Source organism: Rahnella perminowiae (genome assembly GCF_019049755.1).
Taxonomy (GTDB): Bacteria; Pseudomonadota; Gammaproteobacteria; order Enterobacterales; family Enterobacteriaceae; genus Rahnella; species Rahnella perminowiae.
Genome location: NZ_JAFMOS010000113.1, coordinates 1 through 793 on the forward strand (window position 1 = coordinate 1; position 793 = coordinate 793).

General features: G+C 51.6%; 1 protein-coding gene. It reads right to left on the bottom strand.

Features of this window, described 5'->3' with window-relative positions; genetic code table 11:
- Positions 1-2 precede the first annotated feature (2 nt).
- Positions 3-793: VENN motif pre-toxin domain-containing protein (locus tag J1785_RS00590; RefSeq protein ID WP_217218556.1), on the bottom strand; the 791-nt coding region annotated here is incomplete at its 5' end.

The following is a 793-nucleotide window of genomic DNA, read 5'->3' on the forward strand; positions in this document are numbered from 1 at the left end:
CTTCATTTCTTCTCTCCTAAATACTGAGTCAACCCTTTATTGATCGCCTTCCTAAATGATGGGTCATTCAATAGATTATTTACCGACTTAGGTGCATCGGGGAATGAATCCGTCTTGGGATCATAAAGATATTTATTATCCTTATTATCTTGATAATGTAGTTGCCCCGCTCTTTGTCCTGGTGCAGGATTTTCAACATCTATTCGTTCCTTACCGGCACCTTTCCATATAGTTTTACTGGACGTCTGAACTCCATTGGCCCCCAACATATGCCCATCAGCCAAATAAGCCAAATCATCCTTATTGGGCCCATCCGGGATCGGCGTCGTGGTGGTATTTCCGGCAGTAGACGGTGCGCCATCGGTATTTCCGGTATGACTGGCTCCGTTCTTATCCGACTGATCCGGGGTCGTCAGCGTGGTGGCTGTGCTCTCCGCCGGGGCCGGATTTTCGAGCTTACCGCCGGTCGGATCTTTATCCGCTATCGGTAACTCCGTATGCCCCGGGCCACGGGTGCCGTCACGCACCGCACACTGTTCACGGGTACCTTCACAAGTATATCCCGCACCTTGATCTTCTTTATTATCCTGTTGTTGCTGGCTTCCATTTCCAATTGCACCCGAGATTGCTGCATTCAGTGCAGATGCGGTGCTGCCTAATGCCAGTGCATTATTCTCAACCGCATTCTTCCCCGCTTGCGCCCCCGTCGTCGCAGAAGACAGGTTATTGCCCGCTGTTGCTCCGGCAACACCCGCCGCCAGCGTACTCAGTAAGCTGATTTCCTGCCGGTCGC